Origin of the sequence: Legionella sheltonii (genome assembly GCF_026191355.1) — a bacterium.
GTDB classification, from domain to species: domain Bacteria; phylum Pseudomonadota; class Gammaproteobacteria; order Legionellales; family Legionellaceae; genus Legionella; species Legionella sheltonii.
This window is the reverse complement of record NZ_JAPHOQ010000056.1, coordinates 1-476: the sequence shown is the minus strand read 5'-3', so window position 1 is coordinate 476 and position 476 is coordinate 1. Positions and strand designations below refer to the sequence as shown.

Here is a 476-nt window from a genome sequence, read left to right as displayed (position 1 = left end):
GGTAGTGTTTAAATAACTGTGTCATCTCTTTTAATTTGTTTATAATTTAACACTTAAAAGAGGTAGATATGAATAAAAAGAAAATAGATTTATCGAATTTTGATTTCAATGAGTTCAAATTAGAGGCTTTGACCCAGTTAAAGTCTGGCCAATCTCTCACTGGAAAAGACGGCATACTGACCCCCTTAATAAAAGAGCTATTAGAGGCGGCATTAGAAGGTGAAATGGATTCTCATATGACTGATTGTCATGAGACAGGTATTTCAAACCGTCGCAACGGCAAAACGACTAAAACAATTAAATCAACAACTGGAGTTTTTGATTTAGAAACACCTCGAGATAGGGATGGCAGCTTTGAACCCGAGCTTGTAAAAAAACGTCAAACGGTACTCAACGAGTCACTGGATAATAAAGTCCTAGCCCTCTATGCGATAGGCATGAGTTACGAGGCGATAAGCGAGCATTTATCTGAGATG

The 476-nt window shown here is 37.6% G+C and carries 1 protein-coding gene; it reads left to right on the top strand.

All coding sequences use genetic code 11. From position 1 onward, the window contains the following. Nucleotides 1–68 precede the first annotated feature (68 nt). On the top strand, nt 69–476 hold a 408-nt coding region (locus tag OQJ26_RS19345), incomplete at its 3' end, for a transposase (RefSeq protein ID WP_265705294.1).